At 39.1% G+C, this 16,888-nt stretch carries 12 protein-coding genes, 3 tRNA genes and 2 rRNA genes (1 of these 17 only partly in view); 8 read left to right on the top strand and 9 right to left on the bottom strand.

What is annotated here, in order from left to right:
* The 4 genes from NPUN_RS24830 to NPUN_RS24815 all read right to left on the bottom strand — a co-directional run.
* Positions 1–222, bottom strand: a 23S ribosomal RNA gene (locus NPUN_RS24830); it reaches 2,667 nt to the left of the window's first position.
* A gap of 260 nt (positions 223–482) precedes the next feature.
* Positions 483–555: transfer RNA gene (locus NPUN_RS24825), tRNA-Ala, on the bottom strand.
* 82 nt (positions 556–637) lie between these two features.
* Positions 638–711 (bottom strand) — tRNA-Ile (locus NPUN_RS24820).
* A 131-nt stretch (positions 712–842) separates the two neighbouring features.
* Positions 843–2,331, bottom strand: a 16S ribosomal RNA gene (locus tag NPUN_RS24815).
* Together the 16S and 23S rRNA genes with 2 tRNA genes alongside form the textbook arrangement of a ribosomal RNA operon.
* A gap of 676 nt (positions 2,332–3,007) precedes the next feature.
* Between NPUN_RS24815 and rsmA the strand changes: the two genes are divergently transcribed.
* From rsmA to NPUN_RS24800, 3 genes are all read left to right on the top strand, one after another.
* Complete coding sequence (gene rsmA, locus NPUN_RS24810; RefSeq protein WP_012411214.1) at positions 3,008–3,868, top strand: 16S rRNA (adenine(1518)-N(6)/adenine(1519)-N(6))-dimethyltransferase RsmA; 861 nt, start codon at positions 3,008–3,010, stop codon at positions 3,866–3,868.
* A gap of 70 nt (positions 3,869–3,938) precedes the next feature.
* Complete coding sequence (gene ispE, locus NPUN_RS24805) at positions 3,939–4,892, top strand: 4-(cytidine 5'-diphospho)-2-C-methyl-D-erythritol kinase (protein ID WP_012411213.1); 954 nt, start codon at positions 3,939–3,941, stop codon at positions 4,890–4,892.
* 60 nt (positions 4,893–4,952) lie between these two features.
* A complete protein-coding gene (locus NPUN_RS24800) occupies positions 4,953–5,282 on the top strand; it encodes a DUF3082 domain-containing protein (protein ID WP_012411212.1) in 330 nt (109 codons plus the stop codon).
* 14 nt (positions 5,283–5,296) lie between these two features.
* On the opposite strand, the gene NPUN_RS24795 is transcribed toward NPUN_RS24800, so the two are convergent.
* Entirely contained in the window at positions 5,297–6,166 is an 870-nt protein-coding gene (locus NPUN_RS24795; protein WP_012411211.1) for a response regulator, read from the bottom strand.
* A gap of 1,653 nt (positions 6,167–7,819) precedes the next feature.
* Here NPUN_RS24795 and NPUN_RS24790 point away from each other — a divergent pair.
* From NPUN_RS24790 to NPUN_RS24770, 5 genes are all read left to right on the top strand, one after another.
* Positions 7,820–8,098: a HetP family heterocyst commitment protein gene (locus tag NPUN_RS24790; RefSeq protein WP_012411210.1), complete on the top strand. Its 279-nt coding sequence runs from the start codon at positions 7,820–7,822 to the stop codon at positions 8,096–8,098.
* A gap of 244 nt (positions 8,099–8,342) precedes the next feature.
* Positions 8,343–9,194: an indole-3-glycerol phosphate synthase TrpC gene (gene trpC / locus NPUN_RS24785; protein WP_012411209.1), complete on the top strand. Its 852-nt coding sequence runs from the start codon at positions 8,343–8,345 to the stop codon at positions 9,192–9,194.
* 254 nt (positions 9,195–9,448) lie between these two features.
* The gene (locus NPUN_RS24780) at positions 9,449–10,066 is read left to right on the top strand and encodes a GerMN domain-containing protein (RefSeq protein ID WP_012411208.1); all 618 of its coding nucleotides are present in this window, start codon (positions 9,449–9,451) and stop codon (positions 10,064–10,066) included.
* Between the two features lie 171 nt (positions 10,067–10,237).
* A tRNA-Gly gene (locus NPUN_RS24775) sits at positions 10,238–10,309 on the top strand.
* Between the two features lie 175 nt (positions 10,310–10,484).
* Positions 10,485–11,681, top strand: a complete 1,197-nt coding sequence (locus tag NPUN_RS24770) for an Arm DNA-binding domain-containing protein (RefSeq protein WP_012411207.1) — start codon at positions 10,485–10,487, stop codon at positions 11,679–11,681.
* A gap of 154 nt (positions 11,682–11,835) precedes the next feature.
* Here NPUN_RS24770 and NPUN_RS24765 read toward each other — a convergent pair whose 3' ends face one another.
* From NPUN_RS24765 to NPUN_RS37880, 4 genes are all read right to left on the bottom strand, one after another.
* Positions 11,836–12,186, bottom strand: a complete 351-nt coding sequence (locus NPUN_RS24765; protein ID WP_234710975.1) for an IS1/IS1595 family N-terminal zinc-binding domain-containing protein — start codon at positions 12,184–12,186, stop codon at positions 11,836–11,838.
* Positions 12,187–12,258: 72 nt separating this feature from the next.
* Entirely contained in the window at positions 12,259–13,785 is a 1,527-nt protein-coding gene (gene xisF, locus NPUN_RS24760) for a fdxN element excision recombinase XisF (protein ID WP_012411205.1), read from the bottom strand.
* 251 nt (positions 13,786–14,036) lie between these two features.
* Entirely contained in the window at positions 14,037–15,026 is a 990-nt protein-coding gene (locus tag NPUN_RS24755) for a hypothetical protein (RefSeq protein WP_012411204.1), read from the bottom strand.
* Positions 15,027–15,293: 267 nt separating this feature from the next.
* Entirely contained in the window at positions 15,294–16,886 is a 1,593-nt protein-coding gene (locus NPUN_RS37880; protein WP_012411203.1) for a restriction endonuclease subunit S, read from the bottom strand.
* Between the last annotated feature and the right edge of the window lie 2 nt (positions 16,887–16,888).

The raw sequence follows: 16,888 nt of genomic DNA, 5'->3' as shown, positions 1-16,888 counted from the left end.
TCTCTGTTTTGATTTCTCTTCCTCCAGCTACTAAGATGTTTCAATTCGCTGGGTTGGCTCTCTCCTGCCTATATATTCAGCAGGTAGTATTAAGGGTTGCCCCATTCGGAAATCTCCGGCTCAATGTTTGCTTCCAACTCCCCGGAGCATATCGTCGGTAACCACGTCCTTCATCGCCTCTGTGTGCCTAGGTATCCACCGTTAGCCCTTATTAGCTTGACCACTCAATTCATTTGGTGTTTCACAATTTGCATTCACAAAAACAAATAGTTAGTTCTGCTTACCTCATCACTTTGCACTGATTTTACTCAGTACTCTAAGTCGAGGCACTCAGTACTAAGAATGTCTGTGTCTGCCTGCTAATTTCGCGTTTCTATGCAGTTTTCAAGGTTCTGGCTGAGATACAACTCAGCAGTCTGACACTAAAGTCATGTCATGTTGCTGAACTCTCAATATATTTTATCAATGGCAATCACCACAGGTGGAGGTTAGCGGACTCGAACCGCTGACATCCTGCTTGCAAAGCAGGCGCTCTACCAACTGAGCTAAACCCCCAGATACAATTAAAAATTGATAATTAAAAATTAAAAATTTATTTCATTTTCATTTTTAATTTTGCATTTTTAATTGATTCAGGTGGGCCATCCTGGACTCGAACCAGGGACCTCACCCTTATCAGGGGTGCGCTCTAACCACCTGAGCTAATAGCCCCTAAAAGAACCAAATCATAGTTTGAAAGCTTTTTACATTTTGCACATGTCTGCGACCGACCTAGGTTAGACCAACTTACTATCTATTTAACTGTGTGTTTTTCGATATGTAAGGGGTATAGGTCTCCCTAAAAAGGAGGTGATCCAGCCACACCTTCCGGTACGGCTACCTTGTTACGACTTCACCCCAGTCACCAGTCCTGCCTTAGGCATCCTCCTCCCCGAAAGGTTGGAGTAATGACTTCGGGCACTACCAGCTTCCATGGTGTGACGGGCGGTGTGTACAAGGCCCGGGAACGAATTCACTGCAGTATGCTGACCTGCAATTACTAGCGATTCCTCCTTCACGCAGGCGAGTTGCAGCCTGCGATCTGAACTGAGCTCCGGTTTACGGGATTTGCTTGCATTCGCATGCTTGCTGCCCTCTGTCCGGAGCATTGTAGTACGTGTGTAGCCCAAGGCGTAAGGGGCATGCTGACTTGACGTCATCCCCACCTTCCTCCGGTTTGTCACCGGCAGTCTCTCTAGAGTGCCCAACTTAATGCTGGCAACTAAAAACGAGGGTTGCGCTCGTTGCGGGACTTAACCCAACATCTCACGACACGAGCTGACGACAGCCATGCACCACCTGTGTTCGCGCTCCCGAAGGCACTCCCGGCTTTCACCAGGATTCGCGACATGTCAAGCCTTGGTAAGGTTCTTCGCGTTGCATCGAATTAAACCACATACTCCACCGCTTGTGCGGGCCCCCGTCAATTCCTTTGAGTTTCACCGTTGCCGGCGTACTCCCCAGGCGGGATACTTAACGCGTTAGCTACGGCACGGCTCGGGTCGATACAAGCCACGCCTAGTATCCATCGTTTACGGCTAGGACTACTGGGGTATCTAATCCCATTCGCTCCCCTAGCTTTCGTCCCTCAGTGTCAGTTACGGCCTAGCAGAGCGCCTTCGCCACCGGTGTTCTTCCTGATCTCTACGCATTTCACCGCTACACCAGGAATTCCCTCTGCCCCGAACGTACTCTAGCTATGTAGTTTCCACTGCTTGTATCTAGTTGAGCTAGACTCTTTAACAGCAGACTTACATTGCCACCTGCGGACGCTTTACGCCCAATCATTCCGGATAACGCTTGCATCCTCCGTATTACCGCGGCTGCTGGCACGGAGTTAGCCGATGCTTATTCCTCAGGTACCGTCATTGTGTTCTTCCCTGAGAAAAGAGGTTTACGACCCAAGAGCCTTCCTCCCTCACGCGGTATTGCTCCGTCAGGCTTTCGCCCATTGCGGAAAATTCCCCACTGCTGCCTCCCGTAGGAGTCTGGGCCGTGTCTCAGTCCCAGTGTGGCTGATCGTCCTCTCAGACCAGCTACTGATCGTCGCCTAGGTAGTCCATTACACTACCTACTAGCTAATCAGACGCGAGCTCATCTCTAGGCAGTTAACCTTTCACCTCTCGGCACATCCGGTATTAGCCACCGTTTCCAGTGGTTGTCCCAGACCTAGAGCCAGATTCTCACGCGTTACTCACCCGTCCGCCACTGTGTCCGAAGACACCGTTCGACTTGCATGTGTTAAGCATACCGCCAGCGTTCATCCTGAGCCAGGATCAAACTCTCCGTTTTGTTGTGTTTCGAGTTTGTGTATCCGAAAAATATTTTTTCGGAATCCTAGTTTATAATCTTGATTATCTTTTTGGTGTTTCCCAAAAAGTAAAATCCTTTGACGAGGATTGGTTTTCTTTTTAAGCTTTCAAAGTATTATGTTTTTCAGGTTCAGTGGTGGTTGGCTTCTCTCGCCTTTCCACTTAACTAGAGTAACTAGTAATCCCCTGGTTTGTCAAGGGGTAAATTTATTTTTTTTCTAAAAGGGCAAATCTCTTGGCTGGCATTACTTTCAAGTGAACGGGTTAAGCAACAGGAGGGAAGCAAGGACGAAGTGGTTAAACCTGACTGTGTAAATAATGCACGTTGCTTGTCTCTAAATGGGATCTGATGCAAGTTGAGTAACTATAGTAATGATTATCGAAAAAGGCAGGAGGTAGTCTTGCTGGAGGGATTTATCGTGAATCTAAATGCTCGAACTCACTATAGAAGTATAATTGCTGCGGAGCTTGCGGTTTAAGACTTCCATCAACAGGTGACGCTTATATAGGCATTTGCGCGATCGCCACCGTTAAGTTCGCGGAACATTTGGAAGAGAAGATAGGCGTTACAGTGAGTCTAACGCTGTAGAGGGACTTCAAAATTTATAATGAATTTTTGAGAAAAAGCTAAAAACTAGACTAGGCAATAAATACAGATGATCCGACCGCGTAAGGTCTTTGCTCAACATTGGCTCAAAAGTGAAAAGGCGCTCGACGCAATTATTAAAGCAGCGGAGTGTACAGAAAGCGATCGCTCCCCCAAAGGCGATTGCATCCTGGAAATTGGTCCTGGAACTGGCATTCTCACTCGTCGTTTATTACCCTTAGTGCAATCTCTGATTGCAGTTGAAATAGACCGCGACTTATGCCAACTGTTGTCAAAGCAACTGGGTAAGACTGAAAATTTCTTATTGCTACAAGGCGATTTTCTCACCCTGGATTTACCATCTTATTTGGTAGCCTTTCCCAATTTCCAAAAGCCAAACAAAGTAGTAGCCAATATTCCCTACAACATTACAGGGCCAATCATTGAGAAACTACTGGGTACGATCGCAAATCCCAACCCCGAACCATTTGACTCTATAGTATTGCTGGTACAAAAAGAGGTAGCAGAAAGGTTGTATGCTAAACCAGGGTCAAAAACCTTTGGGGCGTTGAGCGTGCGGGTACAGTATTTGGCTGAGTGTGAGTTAATCTGCACAGTCCCAGCCTCTGCATTCCATCCAGCGCCAAAAGTTGATTCAGCAGTGGTAAGATTACGTCCCCGAAAAATAGAAATACCAGCGCTTAATCCCCGACAGTTAGAGACTTTCTTGAAGTTGGGGTTTGGTGCCAAGCGCAAAATGTTACGAAATAATTTGCAATCTGTTATAGAACGCGATCGCCTGAGCCACTTACTGGAACAATTAAAAATAAATCCCCAAGCCAGAGCCGAAGATATCAGCGTTCAGCAATGGGTAATCCTAGCAAATGAACTGGCAGTAGCGAGTGGGGAGCAGGGAGTAGGAAATAGATGACAAGATAAAATGGATTTTTTCCCATTCCCCAATTCCGCATTGCCCATTGCCCATTCCCCATTCTTATAAAATGCGTTCCTACAGCTTAATTGCCCCTGCTAAAATCAACTTGTATCTGGAAATCATTGGCGATCGCCCCGATGGTTATCATGAGTTAGCCATGATACTTCAAAGTATCGGACTTTCAGATCAAATTGATGTGCGTTCCATCAGCACTGACAGCATTCGTGTTCACTGTAACCACCCACAAGTACCGACAGATAAAAGTAATCTGGCATACCGGGCAGCAGAATTAATGGTCAGGCAATTTCCCGAAGCCTTTGCTAAATATGGCGGTGTGGAGATTACCGTCAATAAGCAGATTCCTGTAGCGGCTGGGTTGGCTGGGGGTTCGACGAATGCAGCAGCTGTGTTAGTGGGCATAGATTTACTGTGGAAGTTGGGATTAACTCAGTCTGAATTAGAAGAGTTAGGAGGTACACTCGGTTCTGATGTCCCATTTTGTGTAGCAGGTGGAACTGCGATCGCAACAGGTAGGGGTGAGCAACTTTCTCCCCTGCCGAGTTTAGATAACATATATATAGTATTGGGGAAATACCGCAGTCTGGAAGTTTCCACACCTTGGGCATACAAAACCTATCGACAGCAGTTTGGCCATTCTTATATTATAGATACCGATAATTTGGCAGCCCGTGCTAGTGCAGTTCATTCAGGAGCAATAGTCAAAGCTATTTTGCATAAAGATACGAGGGAAATTGCCCAAAAATTGCACAATGATTTAGAGCGTGTGGTATTGCCAGCCTATCCCCAAGTTTTGCATTTGCGAGAAGTGTTTGCAAATCAGGAAGGCGTTTTAGGAACAATGATGTCCGGTTCTGGCCCAACAGTATTTGCTCTTTTTGAATCTCAACAGCAAGCAGAACTAGTTTTGCAGCAAGTAAGGGAAGCAATTATTGATGAGGACTTAGAATTGTTTGTAACTCGGACAATTACGCATGGTATTAAAGTGACATCATCTGTTTAAATAATTCTTTTTCCTTAATCAAGGATATGTCCCAACTAAAAATCTGAAATCCAAAATTGTATGAGTGACCAAAATTTAACGCCACCAACTGATACTAAAATACAGGCGACAGCGAGTCCTTTACGCTGTCTAATTGGGGCGGTTATTTCTGGAGGAATGGGATATGCACTGTATTCACTGATGATTGCGATCGCTACAAATTTTGCTGCTAAACCCCTCCATTCAATTAATCCATTAGTAATTAAAATTTCCTCTGCTGTTCGGACTCTGGTTGTTGGTGTAGTTGCTTTAGGAAGCGGAATATTTGGTATAGTAGCAATTGGTTTGTTGGCTCTGGGAGTGCAATTATTAATGCAGCAGTTGAGCAAGCAAAAAAGTAGTGAAAACTAGTAATTTGCTTTTAATCAGCAACCTAAAGGCACAAGTTTTTCTAACGCATCATGATTTTTGATCAATTGTAGCTTCGCGTTTTTAGAAGACTGAAGAAGTTGTTGCTGTTTTCTCCAAGTTTTGGGAGAAAGCCCGTGGTGTTGACGAAACTGACGGGAGAAATGACATGTATTTTGATAGCCTAGTGCAATAGCAATCTGGTCGATTGTCTGATTAGTATCTCTGAGTAAAGGACGTGCTGCTGCCATTCGACGCTTAACAATCCAAGCGTTTACAGTTTCTCCTGTTTGTTTTGCTACTCGGTTAGTCAAGTAAGCAGGCGAATAACCAACCGCAAGAGCCACATCAGACAAAGTAATTCCTTGGCGATAATTAGCTTCAATAAAGTCGAAAACCGCTTGCAGTTGGGGAACAGATGGAAAAATGGACTCAGAGTTGAACGATGAAGGTGGTGATTGAGCGGTTTGATGAGAGTTAGTAGCGTACCAATACCTCAAAAAAGCTTGCTTTTCTAATCGGACAGCGATCGCTCTGAGAAAATCTTCTATACTAGAGGGTTTAGTCAGATAATCATCCGCTCCCGACTCCATACCTTTGCGAACATCTGTTTGAGTATTACTCCCAGTCAAAAAAATGAAAGGAATAATTGCTGTGTGAGGATCTTGGCGCAGCCTAGCCAAAACGGTGTAGCCATCCATATCTGGCATTTGAATATCGCAAATCACTAAGTCGGGTAAATGCTCTTGTGCTTTCTGGATACCAGCTACTCCATCTTCAGCACCTATGGTGTCAAAACCTTGAGCCTCAAGAACCTCTAAGAAGAGATTGCGAGTAACAGCATCATCTTCAATTACAAGAATTTTTTTCGACGATTCGTATCTCATTTTTCCATCACTAGGATTTTTGTGGCAAGGAATGACGATCAAATTCTATGCCGAGTCATCTATCAAAAAGTTATATGTGTTGAGTTGAAAATGATTATTAATTAACAACTCAGAAAACTACCATCAGGAAACCAGCAAATCTCTAATTCTGGCTGTAGCACCAATTAAGAGTTAGATTGAACTAACGTAATAAAGGCCAGAATCCATATCCCTAGTCACTCGGTTAAATAAGTCAGTGCTATAGCCATTGATGAGTTACTAATCATAATTTTCTAAAATCATCATGGTGCTATTGGCTATTTATAAATAAATGGAATTCAAAAGAATCAGAAGTTATTTAGTGCTTTTAAAGATAATTTTAACAATAAAAAGAGAAAATTTTATATTGGTAATATAAAGATATTATTGCTAAATACATAAGTAAGCGCTATCTTACTCTTCATTCAATATTAGAAAAGCAAAATAGTGTTTATTCTTACGACAGATAATTATTTCTTATAAATTAAAACCGAATATATAAAACTTGATATAGTCAAAATTACAATATCAAAAAACTACCTTTTTTATCCTTTTAACTATATTAATAAAATTAAGGGCAATATCTGATATTTATGCTTTAACCTAATTCACATAGACATACATAACTGACTTCAACCCATTAAATATAACAATAATGCAGTTTTTAGCCATCTTCAGTGATTTGTCTCTGAGAAAGTTTTGATAATCTTTTTCAAAGTTATATCCAAAAATGCAATAAATAATATGCTACAAAACTCTATACTAATTTTGATTTTAGCTAATCATTTATAACTGTTATGCAATCAAGAGAAGAACCATAAGTCAAAAACTTTAGTGCATAATAAAATAGTTTTGTCAATTCTAATTTAGATATATTCGTTCTAAGACCTATAGTTTTAATAAGTAAATTATTGCTCATTAATTTAACCGATCCTAAATTTGCTCACTTAGGCATCTAACAACATGATTAGACAGCTTGTCATCTGTCACAAGGAGTAAATTATTTTTATGGCTCATGCACTTATAGCTTACAAATATTCCAAAAGAAATAGGAAATATTAAGCAAAGATGTATTGTTCAATACAATTTATGAAAATTTATTCGTACTTATACTTTTGAAAGGGCTAATCAGAGGACATTGTAAGAGAAGCCCAATAAAGCTACATTTTTTTACTATATAAAACTTAATAAATTCCATATTTTCCTTCTAAAGTCTAAGTTGATTTGACACTAATAAAAATAAATAAGATTTCAAAAGCGAAAAAATAGACATATCTGTCAAAAAATCGTTCATATACTCCTTTGCTAAAGATTGAGTAAGCTTAACGAAGAAGCAGCTTCTGCAATACGGTTTATCTCTAAGAGCGGGTTTAACAAGATATTTATGATCCTGCTTAATCCCGCCCCTACTTTCAATATAAATTTGTAATAGTTATTAACTTTATTTAAGTTAACCTAAGCACTAGCTTGTAATCCTGTTATTTAAGATATGGACAATCCCCTTCAATAGCTGGCATTTCTTAAAATAGTTGACTATGCACAAAAAATAGGTAATTTGGGCATTGGATAAAGGAAAAGCAAGATAAAAGTCAACAAATACAAAACAGTTTTTATTTACATACACGAGCGTATTTTATGACTCAAAATATCACTGGTTATCAAACACAAACGGGTAAGAAAATCAACAATGAACAAATTGAGCAAATTCTCAAAGCGATTATTGCTGGCAAATATTCTTGGGCATGTGTTTTAATTTTGCGGTTTGCTGGTTACAATCCCATAGACTATATACCTTACCGAACCTACATTCGATTGCTCAAAAATAACTGCTTAGTTGAAAGTTCAAAACAAAATAAAACTGATACTAAGACTGTAGAAGCGTTAAGCCTGAAATCAACCTGGCTTCATCTTTGAAAATGAAACTAATCAAGATAGTACGATTACTATAAATGAATGTCAGAAAATGAGGCTATTTTAACAAAATTGACCACAACGTTCCACGAGGCAAGGATGAAGATTGAAAACTTTAAATGTTCGGTTATTTACAGATTTCTATTTGTTAAAGACGTTTCCACAAAGACCAATTAATAAGAATATCTGTTAGATAGCCTGAAATTTTATAATTCATACTTTTTTGGTCACGCCATCCTTAGCAATTATGACTTACCCATTTACTACCCCTAATACTTATTTGCAACCTACTCTGACAGAGATTATATGGCAGAAAAAGCATGAAGTTGCACAGATTCAGCAAGAGATGTCTTTGGCTTCTTTGCAACGCCAGTTAGCTGCTGCGCCGACTGTGCGAGATTTTATCTCTGCTTTGCAACAGAGTCATTACCGACCTTGTATCATTGCAGAGGTGAAAAAAGCATCCCTAATTCATGGAATTATTAAAGCAGATTTGGACTCAGTAGCGATCGCTAAAGCCTATGAACGTGGTGGCGCAACTTGTATCTCTGTCTTCACCGATCAGAAGTTCTTTTATGGCAGCTTTGAAAATTTACGCACCATCCGCTACCGGGTGGGATTGCCTCTACTGTGCAAGGAATTCATTTTAGATCCCTGCCAAATTTATTTAGCACGGGCAGCAGGCGCTGATGCGGTGCTATTGATTGCAGGAATTCTCTCAGATAAGGAACTTCAAAACTTTTTGCGAGTGATTCACTATTTGGGAATGAATGCTTTGATAGAAGTCCATACTTTAGCAGAACTAGATCGGGTGCTAAAGCTTGATGATGTACGCCTAATAGGAATTAACAACCAAAGTCTAGAAGATTTTAGCGTCAATATTGACACAACTGAGCAACTACTGGCGGCTAGGCGATCGCAACTACAAAGCTTGGGCATTATCGTTGTTAGTGAGTCTGGCTTGTATACACCTGCTGATTTATCCCTTGTAGCTGAAGCTGGTACACATGCCGTTATACTTGGCGAATCCTTAGTTAAACAAGAAGATATACAACAGAGTGTACGTAATCTGCTCAAACCTACAGCTATTTTCAGATAAATAGACTTAATTCTATATATCTTTCATTGCCGCACTCTTGCTTCTCTAATCAAGCTTTTTGGGATTGGCGTAGACCCGGAGGGGCTGATCGTCAGACATCGCTCATTGAAAAGCAGATGTTGTAATTTTGGTGTATAGTGTAACCCTCGACTTTAACAGATTTCGGGTTGACACTTTATAGACTGGCTGAAGATTCATAAATTTATACGGAATTAATACCAGCAACACTGAAATTGATAGCAACAACATCACTTATGAGCAAAATTATGAACACAACTAAAAGATATTTTTTACCCCTGATTTTTGTGACAATGGTTGTCAGCCTCAGCAGTTGTAGTTCTAACCCTACCGCTCGTAATATTGATAGCCCAACACCAGGCCCCATAACAACACCAACGAATAGCGTATCTTCTCAGACTCCTAGCCAAATTCCTAGCGTAGCTCAGTTGAGAGAAAAATCTCCTAATCAAGAATCTCCTAAAGAAAATACGCCTTCCCCATCAATTCCTAAAGCTGTCACTAGCAAAACTACTAATGTCACGCTATATACAAGTGATACCCAGTGTCAAGAATTCATTCCTGAAAAAGTTTCAGTACCAGCCGAAGAACCAGTTACAAATGTAGTAAATAAGATATTAGAAAAACGAGATACAAGCGACTTTAGCTTGTCTGGATATCGTGTCAACATCAAAAATGGTGTTGCTACAGTTGATCTGCGAATATCTCCTGAGTCAAAACGGCAAATAGCTTCTCTTTCTAGTTGTGAACAGTTTGCTCTGTTTGGCAGTCTCCGCAAAACCTTAACGAGTAATAGCCAATGGAATATTAAAGAGGTTCGCTTCACTGAGCGAGGTGAGGATATTGTTCTTTAGCTAAAGATAGTAGTAAGTGCCGTCATTAGCTAGCTAAAAAGATTTTCAATCTGAACAGCCACAGGATTGATAGATCAGCAGTTGCCAAAACCGTATATGTTTTAGCCAATTAGAAAACATCTGTAAATAGTGGTATAATTTACCTTAGCCTTAAGTTCATGGCAGCAATTCGCGGGCGTAATTCAGTGGTAGAATGTCATCTTCCCATGGTGAACGTCGTGGGTTCGAGTCCCATCGCCCGCTTTGTAAAGAAAGCCTTATTTAACAAGCTTTTAACGATTTTTCCTCTAACCTCTTCCATTGAGGGTGGTATATTTGTTTATTGCTAGAAACAAATATTAGCTCTTTTTAGGTACTTTTGGGTGTAACTTGGGTGTAAAGTTGGTGTACTAAAAAAGGTACTAAGAAGGATAAACCCGTGTACTCCAAACCCAACTCTAGTAAAGCTTCTAAAGGTACTGTTCAAGTCATCTCTTCAAATGACCGATTACAATTACGGTTCAGGTTCGCAGATAAACGTCATTATCTCAGCATAGGTTTGGCAGATAACTCTGTTAACCGTAAAGCAGCAGAAGCAAAGGCAAGGCAAATTGAGCTAGACATAGTTTCTGGAAATTTTGACCCTACCCTAGCTAAATACAAACCACAGGCTGTACTGAGTAAGGTTGCAACAGAAATAACACGTAGTATTACTGTTAAAACATCACTAGCAGACCTTTGGGAACAATTTATTGAATATAAGCGACCGCAGTGTAGCCCTAACACTATGATACTTTCGTATGGTGTTTTTTCTAATTATGTTAAAAATTTAACAACTCATGACTTGGATAAAGCTAGCGAAATCAGAGACTACATTTTAAATACAATTCCTTTATATTCAGGAAAAAGATTTATTACCCGTCTTTCGGCTTGCTGCGAGTGGGCAATAGAATCTGGAATGATTTCAGAAAACCCATTTCAGGGGATGGCAACGAAAATTAATTTACCAAAGTCATCCAGAAGCCAGGAAATCGACGAAATAAATCCTTTTACTTTGAAAGAAAGAGATAAAATTATCAATGCAATTGAAACCAACCTCTTTTGTCCAAAAGCATCAGCGTTTAAGCATAGCCACTATACTCCTTTTGTTACGTTCCTATTTTTAACAGGATGTAGACCATCAGAAGCTATTGCTTTACAGTGGAAACATATTTCTCAAGATTTAAGACAAATTAATTTTGAGCAAGCAATCATTAAAACTGAGTATGGTAAACAAATTAGGCAAGGGTTAAAGACTCAAGAAAGAAGAAAGTTTCCGTGCAATGATTCACTCCGTAAACTATTACAATCTAATAAGCCGGAAGATGCAACCTCTGATTCATTTGTATTTCCTTCACCTAAAGGCAAAGCAATTGATATCGATAACTTTCGGGGACGGATATGGACAACTGTAATTCATGGGTTGGAAATTGAATACAGGAAACTGTACCAAACTAGACATACTTTTATTACTCATGCTCTCGAAACTGGTAAGCTAGATGTAAAAGATGTGGCTCGGTTGGTAGGTAATAGCCCAGAAATAATATATCAACACTATGCAGGTAGCAAACGGGAATTATTTGTCCCTGAATTTTAAATGGTTATGCCATAGAGAAGCTTAATATGGCTTGCCTCGAGCGTTTTCTAAGCAACTGAAGTATACCCAAATCTTTTTTATCAAGGTTAGTAGGTTGGAAAACGTACCTCACTGAGATGGGAATCGCTATAATTAAGTTCAATTTGTAATCTATCTACTCACAATCTGCGATGAATTTGGCGTTTTGAGTTCCTTCCTCAGATACTTTGAGGTTCTGTAGTTCCTGAAAACTCAAAAAGCCTAATTCCTCCATATTTTGCTTAACAATATCCAAAAACTCCTGAAATTGAGGGCAAGATTGACACCTTAATTCTTTTCCAGGAATCAAGCAATTACAGGTTATAACAGGTCTTGCTCTAAAGATACGGGAGCAATTCTTACAGATATAACGTTGTACACCATCTGGTTCTCGACCATGTTTACCAAGGAGGTGAGAATTGCATTTTGGACATTCCATTCCATAAACTTGTGGTTTTGGCTGCCATGATTGCAACGCTTGTTTCATTGCGACCTCACATTTGAGTTTGTTTAAATTAAAACTTTCTTGCGTATTCATATATCTAACTTAGCTACAGGTTTAGATTTTCAAAATCACTTCTTCAACTTCTGCATTGCGAATAGTAATCTGATGAACAAGTTGGTGATAAACTTTGACCTTTTCATCTGGAGATAAGGTGTGCCAGATTGCTAAATTATTACCAGCACGGATAATTTCCTCTGTACTTTTATTGAGAATTGAATCGGAGAGAAATGGATTAACTTCCTCCGCAATTTGTAGACGAATCTTCTCTTTAAGCTTTTCAAGGTCTGGGTCAAACCCTGAAATTTTTTCTAGAGCCTCTAGTCGAGATTCTAACTGTTTTAGTTTCTCTGATTTTTCCTGCTCTATAGTTAGCTGTTCGTCTAACTCATTCGCTAAAATTTGAGAACGTTGTACTAAGGTATGGATGAGAGCCTTTTCAATATTAGATTTGCGGGTAGATTTTTTATTCCCACAACCCATGTCTGCATATCGGCAAGCAAAATAATAATAATACATTCCTTGCTTATACCTCGCACTTTTAGTAATACACTTGGAACCGCATTCAGCACAAAAAACTAGACCTGTTTGATAAGCATATTCTCGGTAACAGACAGGGTGATTTGGGTCTTGATTAAAGCTAAAAGACCCAGTTTTCGAGTTAAATTTGAGAATTTGTTGAATCTCAACTGCTTCGGCTTCAGTAATGAGCTTATACTCTGGATGAGTATCATGAATTAGTTGCCAGTCTTCAGGCTTATTTTTCTTTCTTTTTCCTTTGCTAATAGTAATGCGTTGAAAGTAGGCCGTGTGACCACGAAGGACAGGGTTAGTTAACCATTTATTGAAACCTGCTGTTGTCCAATGTAATATACTATCTCGACTATTTCTATTTTTATGTATTTTCACTAATCCATATTTTGTGAATATAACTTTCAAAGCTCGACTGATTCCTTGAACTTGTAGAAATATATCAATACAATCTCTAGCTATTTGTTTGATAGTCAAACCAGGTAGTTTTGTGACATTTTCTTCGTTATAGAGTTCAAGATAATTGTCTGGTCTGTCTGAAATTAAACAAAAAAATAAACGAGTATCTAACTGATATTTATCATTAACTACTTGATAGCCCCAGGGATAGGATTCACAAGCGGCTCGTTTATTACGGCGATGTTCTTTACCATGCCTTATTCGCTCTGATAAAAGGTCAGTTTCCCATTCTGCAAGAGAACCTAAGACATTTATCATTAGTTTACCTTGAGATGTATTTAAATCAATCTGCTGGTCTAAAATCCTTAAATTCACACCAGCTTGTTGATAAATATCAATACATTCTCGTAATTTTGGTAATGAGCGAGCTTTTCTATCAATTCTTGTAATAATAACTTCATCCACTTGTTTATTTTTTACTAAGTTCATCAATTTTTTTAAAGCAGGTCTATCGTCATTACTACCGGATTGAATATCTTGAAAAATTTCTGTTGCTCCACCACCTTTAAGCCTAGCTTCCTGTTGTTCTAAAGCATGAGAATCAATAGCTTGTTCACGGGAAGAAACTCTGGCATAACCTACAATTCTTTTCATTTTTCAGTCTAACCTCAGTAAATAAATCAATTTATATGAAGATTCTACCAATTATTTGTGCATATCCAGCAGGTGCTGGATATGCACAAATAACTTACTTATTGAGGCTTAAATAAATAGTATTGAATTACATTTTTAAATTGATTGATATGCCTATTCATAATAAAAATATCTAACCTTCTTCTCTTTATTAGCATTAAAGACTGAAGGTTAGATTTTGGTTTAACTTGATTCAGTTTTGTAAAGAATACTTAACACCAAACCCAGGATATGCATCCGTCTTCGGTTAAGACTCCTTGAATTGGCTCTTTATTGTTAGTTCCTTTTCTTTTTTGATATGGAATAAAGTTTTTCCAATAAACGCGAGAGTCAATCAATTTTATTAATGCTCTATGGGCTTTGATATATTGCTTCCAAAGGCGAACAAACTCTTTGGAGTTGTTTTGATGACTCAATTCCCAAAGTGCTAATATGGGATAGCCTTGCCATTCCATATTAAACAATATATTTTCACACTCTTTTATCTTTAATTTATCTTCAATGCAGTCGGTAATAAACTTTATAAACTGTCGATAATTTTTTCTAAGAGTTTTTTTGCTAGACCCTGAAAAGTTTGGTCTAAACATCTCATTTTGGATATTATCACGAAATGTTTGCTTGAGAATTGTGATGAATAGTTCTTCAAAATGATTGAAGGAAAAAGTTATACCTCTGGCATCTGCCCATTTTTTAATTACTGATGATTCTTTAATACCATTCGTCTCTGGATCAAAAAGGTCGTATTTAAGTAGTTCATAAAGTGCTTTGTCGGCTGTTGCTTCGATTTTCAGATTTTTCATGGCAGTTGATGGCATTAGCTGACTCAAATCGCCTTCCAATCTTGAATCAGGAATGAGGTTGTAAATCATGTTGGGTAATAACCCAGCTTTAAATTGCCAGTATAACTGGACACATTTCATCATCAGTCCTTGATCCTCATTTACAGAACCAATATCAAATGAGGCAACATTCCTAATTGCATGGCTCAATCTCAGGAAATCTTTAGTTTCGGGAACATCTGGAATTTTAATAAATTTAAACGGGATTTTGTTGCGCTTAATTTCAAGAAATTTATCTTCAGATATCGCTCGTTTTCCCTCCCTTCTTAGTGCATATCGTAGCGGAACTGTAATTAAGCGACCATGTTCATCAATGATGGTAGTATATAACTCTTCGTAACTGGTGTTAAATTCTTCTAACATCGGGTTATCCCTCTACTTCATTTATGACTGTATACTTGGGCAATTTCATTAGCTGAAAGACAACCCACAACAGTTCGTTTGTATCAAAACTATTGGAATATGCGATGTTTTGATACATAGATTAATGAACAAAGTTACGACTTATAAGAGCTAGTAGCCTAATTTTAGAAGTAGTTCTCAATCTAAAATAGACAATGCGAATCTTAATTGCTAAAGCAGGAGTAATAGAGAAATGACTCAATCAACAATGACTGCATTATCCTTGAGCTACTCTAGTCCTGGTATAACCCCTTGACCTTCTACTGTCTTCCTCTTGCGCTTGCTTGTACGATCGCTTTTTGGTTTGCTGTTATTTAATTTGTCTCGTTTGGCTCGAATTCGTTCTAGTAATACTGATGCAGGTTCATCATCAGGCTCTTGGGGGACAAGTTCACCCCGAAAAGCTTTAGCAAGAATAGATTGATTCAGATGAGGAAAAGCGTTTTGCATTTGTCCAGCTTTCAGCCCAATATTTTCAATGGAATTAATTTGCGTTTCGATTAAATTCACAATCATTTGTTGTTCTTTTAAAGGTGGTAGAGGAAAATGAAACTTATTTATTTGAGGCGTGAATATATGCTGAATTAGAGAACCTGTGTTTAAATCATCAACATAACTTCTGAACAATTTAGACTTAAACAACCAGAATAAAAAACGTGGTGATATTATGATCGGTACCAAGCGTGCTATTCGTTGGTTAAGTAAACATCTTTCATCTTCACCAGTTAGGCAGATTCTTCCCAGGAATTCATCTGCAAGTGATTGAGCCGTAAGGTTTATAACAAGCTCATTAGTACTAATTAAATAATCAGGATATTGTTCAGCCCAATCTTCAGAAAGATATCTAGTGTTTGAATCATTCCACTCAATCTCTCCTGATACATGAAGATTTCCTGGGCGGAGGAGTTTAACTCCATTTGTTTGATACTCTTTGCTTGGAAACGCTCGACCATTTTGACAAAAACCTACCTGTTCCCATTTTGTCCACACCCATCCATTAGGTAATTCTGGCAAGTCAAAATTACTTAATGGATCAGGTTCTTGATATTTTTCTTTCCACTTACATTCTTCAACTACTTTACCTTTAGACTGCATCTTCGCTACTTCGAGTTCTTCCCAACGACAACGACGATCGCGCCTAATTCTTTCCAGCAAAACTGAAGCAGGTTCAACGTCTGGGTTTTGGTCGCGCCAATCTGCTGTTAAATCGCCTCGGAAGGCAGCAGCGAGGACGGATTGACGGAAGCGATCGCACAACTGAGGTATACTGTCTAGTGCTTCCTTGGCTCTTTGAGTGCGATCGTTCAACTCCTCAATATTGGCAACAATCCGCTTTTGCTCGTTGAGGGGTGGAACGGGAAAAGACATCAATTGAACACGACTTTTATTCAACGCTTGCTGATTATTTCCAGAGCCAATCTGCCTTGTACGTTCATACTCTAACTTGAGAAAATAATATACATACTCTGGTGGTAAGCCAATCTCAGAAACTCTTATTGCAGCAGAATTTTGATTATGAGTTGCATAAATTTTGAGGATTGCTGCTTGACCGCGTGTTTTTCCTTCACCAATCATCCCCAGTAGAACTGTGCCAGGGGGATGAAGTTCTGTCGAGGTATTTTTTAGACCTAATTCAGTAATAGTTTCACGTGTTTCATAAATTTCACAGAAGGCAACTTCTCCACTACTGACCCAAGGTATTGAACCATCCCAATATTCTGGAATTTTTCGGCTCGGTGTTGCTCCTACAAAAATTTCAAAAACTTCTCCCAAATTTTTCCATTGCCAACCTTCTGGTAGTTCTGTTAATTCGTCACTCATCC

Origin of the sequence: Nostoc punctiforme PCC 73102 (genome assembly GCF_000020025.1) — a bacterium.
Lineage (GTDB): Bacteria > Cyanobacteriota > Cyanobacteriia > Cyanobacteriales > Nostocaceae > Nostoc > Nostoc punctiforme.
This window is presented reverse-complemented; position numbering and strand designations above follow the sequence as displayed.

What these genes read in the sequence shown, in the direction of transcription:
- trpC (WP_012411209.1), top strand. Translation starts at nt 8,343, where the DNA reads ATGACTTACCCATTTACTACCCCTAATACTTATTTGCAACCTACTCTG.
- rsmA (WP_012411214.1), top strand. Translation starts at nt 3,008, where the DNA reads ATGATCCGACCGCGTAAGGTCTTTGCTCAACATTGGCTCAAAAGTGAA.
- NPUN_RS24755 (WP_012411204.1), bottom strand. Translation starts at nt 15,026, where the DNA reads ATGTTAGAAGAATTTAACACCAGTTACGAAGAGTTATATACTACCATC.
- NPUN_RS24765 (WP_234710975.1), bottom strand. Translation starts at nt 12,186, where the DNA reads ATGAAACAAGCGTTGCAATCATGGCAGCCAAAACCACAAGTTTATGGA.
- NPUN_RS24795 (WP_012411211.1), bottom strand. Translation starts at nt 6,166, where the DNA reads ATGAGATACGAATCGTCGAAAAAAATTCTTGTAATTGAAGATGATGCT.
- NPUN_RS24790 (WP_012411210.1), top strand. Translation starts at nt 7,820, where the DNA reads ATGACTCAAAATATCACTGGTTATCAAACACAAACGGGTAAGAAAATC.
- NPUN_RS24780 (WP_012411208.1), top strand. Translation starts at nt 9,449, where the DNA reads ATGAGCAAAATTATGAACACAACTAAAAGATATTTTTTACCCCTGATT.
- xisF (WP_012411205.1), bottom strand. Translation starts at nt 13,785, where the DNA reads ATGAAAAGAATTGTAGGTTATGCCAGAGTTTCTTCCCGTGAACAAGCT.
- ispE (WP_012411213.1), top strand. Translation starts at nt 3,939, where the DNA reads ATGCGTTCCTACAGCTTAATTGCCCCTGCTAAAATCAACTTGTATCTG.
- NPUN_RS24800 (WP_012411212.1), top strand. Translation starts at nt 4,953, where the DNA reads ATGAGTGACCAAAATTTAACGCCACCAACTGATACTAAAATACAGGCG.
- NPUN_RS37880 (WP_012411203.1), bottom strand. Translation starts at nt 16,886, where the DNA reads ATGAGTGACGAATTAACAGAACTACCAGAAGGTTGGCAATGGAAAAAT.